Origin of the sequence: Bacillus sp. BP-3, from assembly GCF_028401955.1 — a bacterium.
In the GTDB taxonomy this organism is placed as follows: domain Bacteria; phylum Bacillota; class Bacilli; order Bacillales; family Bacillaceae_G; genus Bacillus_A.
Genome location: NZ_JAQOTJ010000021.1, coordinates 54920 through 57016 on the forward strand (window position 1 = coordinate 54920; position 2097 = coordinate 57016).

A 2097-nucleotide genomic window follows, 5' to 3' on the forward strand; every position below is an offset into this window, starting at 1 on the left:
CCGGTAGATCCACCAACGGATGGAGGAGACAAACCGAAACCTCCGGTAGATCCGCCAACGGATGAAGGAGACAAACCAAAACCTCCGGTAGATCCGCCAACGGATGGAGGAGATAAACCAAAACCTCCGGTAGATCCGCCAACAGACGGGGGAGATAAACCGAAACCGCCAATAATAGCATGAATTAAGTAATGGAGAAATTATAAAATGTACATTAAGTCAATATAAAGAAAGATAGAAAGTTGGTTGGAGTTCCAACCAACTTTTTTATAAATGGAGGATTAAACATGTTTCAAACAGAGTGGATATTAAATATCAATGAAAATTTAAAGATTGTCGGTGGTGTTGCTACAGGTAAAACAACAACTTTAAAAGAACTTGCCATCAATTTGGATAACGTAATGGTTTTAGATCTTATTGGTGAGTATGAAGATCTTAAGGATAAGTTAGATGTTATAAACTTATGTAAATCGGCCGGCCCGGAGGTGAATTTGAGCAAGGGAATAATCGATTTAGCTAAACAATGTGACTATGTAATAATTGATGAAACTGATTATTTGTTTGACGATGATATAAATAGATTTTTATCATTTTTACAACAAATGAAAGTAGCTAAGACAAAAGTAATAGCAAGTTTTCAAACACTACCACCAATAGAAATTGATAAACAATTCCCTCAATTCATTATGTTTAACCCGTGAATCTCCTTTGTGTTTACAAAATTACAAGTAAATAAAGGAGGCGTTTAAAAATGGAAAGATGGATATCCATTGGGATGAAAATAAGCCTGGGACTTTATGTATTGTTGGGTGTCTTAGGAATTGGTTATATCATTCGGAGCATCAATAATTCTGGCTACGAATGGACACAGAATCATACTGTGGATGCAATTACACTTTTTTGTGTCTTTTATGCTCTTATGACTCTATTTGTACGAGGAATAATGGATAAGAAATTGACGAAACGAACGTTGCTACTGGATATTCCGTTGGTTATTATAGTAGCGGTCGGCTTGATTGCAAGTATGATTTTTGTAGAGGAGCAACATATATCTGTTTTAACATCTTTAATGGCCTTTTCAATGTCACTACCTATTGCCTTGTTATTTCTTCGAATTGGATATAGACAATGGAGATTTTATACTGAATTGGAGGAACTTTTGGAGAAAGGAAAACAAAAATGATGATGGTTTATACAAATTTGATTATTGTAATTGGGCTGATTGTTTTAGTTTTTGTTTTATATACAGTATTTGTCCAACAATCTATAGAAGACACTGTAAAGGAATTATTAAAACAAGGACATATAAAAGAAATACGTATTGAAGTTGAAAGGAAGGGATAACGTGCATCAAAAAGCACCACTAAAGTATAAATTAGCAAAATGGAAAGTACTCATTCCGATGAGTACTTTTTTATTTACCGTGATTTTTATATTAGAGAATTTTATATGTAATCTCATTGTTGAGATATTCAAAACAACGTTTTCAGATTTATTACACCCGGAGCCATTTCACATTGGCATAGAAGAGACCTATCGTTTTTCTCTTCCTTCTTTTGTTTATATCATATTGTTCTTAATCGCAATTCTATGCACATTGCAATTCACCTATAAAATTCGATCAAGCTTTAAAGATTTAAATCAAAATCAAAAAGACTCGGCTCGTTTTGCAATATTAAAAGAGATTAAGCAACAGTATCGAGCTATTCCAGAAAAAACAGAACGTTATGAAGGAAAAGGTGGCATCGTCATTTCACGCTATGATGAGATTTCATGGGACTCCATTTTAAAACAAGCAAAAAGGGTAGTAGAGGCAAAGGGGATGGAAAAGTGGCATGAGATTCAAAAATTCAAAGAAAAGGCAAAAGCGGGATATTTATTAATCGATGATGGTGCTGTTAATAACTTAATCATTGGTACAACACGTTCTGGTAAAGGTGAAACGTATGTGTTTCCAACAATCGATGCGTATTCTCGTGCTGGAATCCAACCTTCTCTTATTCTTAATGATCCAAAAGGAGGTGCGACACGTTCCTAAGTGAAAAGCTTAGGCGCTGTCGAACTTACAGTTCAACAGTGAACTGTCATTCTGAGAAG

Annotated in this window: 3 protein-coding genes and 2 pseudogenes; all 5 read left to right on the forward strand. The window is 34.7% G+C overall.

From position 1 onward, the window contains the following. Positions 1-183: pseudogene (locus PLX19_RS22645) on the forward strand (hypothetical protein); the annotation flags it as partial. 104 nt (positions 184-287) lie between these two features. Next, complete coding sequence (locus PLX19_RS22650; RefSeq protein WP_272191110.1) at positions 288-701, forward strand: ATP-binding protein; 414 nt, start codon at positions 288-290, stop codon at positions 699-701. Positions 702-751: 50 nt separating this feature from the next. Continuing rightward, complete coding sequence (locus PLX19_RS22655) at positions 752-1183, forward strand: hypothetical protein (protein ID WP_272191111.1); 432 nt, start codon at positions 752-754, stop codon at positions 1181-1183. Next, positions 1180-1344 carry a hypothetical protein gene (locus PLX19_RS22660; protein WP_272191112.1) on the forward strand — a complete coding sequence of 55 codons (165 nt, stop codon included), beginning with the start codon at positions 1180-1182 and terminating at the stop codon, positions 1342-1344. The genes PLX19_RS22655 and PLX19_RS22660 overlap by 4 nt, the downstream gene beginning before the upstream one ends. 58 nt (positions 1345-1402) lie before the next feature. Beyond that, a pseudogene (locus PLX19_RS22665) lies at positions 1403-2020 on the forward strand (type IV secretory system conjugative DNA transfer family protein); the annotation flags it as partial. Positions 2021-2097: the final 77 nt, after the last annotated feature.

Bases quoted from the DNA above. Each gene is read 5' to 3' on its own strand.
- PLX19_RS22655 (WP_272191111.1), top strand. From the start codon at position 752: ATGGAAAGATGGATATCCATTGGGATGAAAATAAGCCTGGGACTTTAT.
- PLX19_RS22650 (WP_272191110.1), top strand. From the start codon at position 288: ATGTTTCAAACAGAGTGGATATTAAATATCAATGAAAATTTAAAGATT.
- PLX19_RS22660 (WP_272191112.1), top strand. From the start codon at position 1,180: ATGATGATGGTTTATACAAATTTGATTATTGTAATTGGGCTGATTGTT.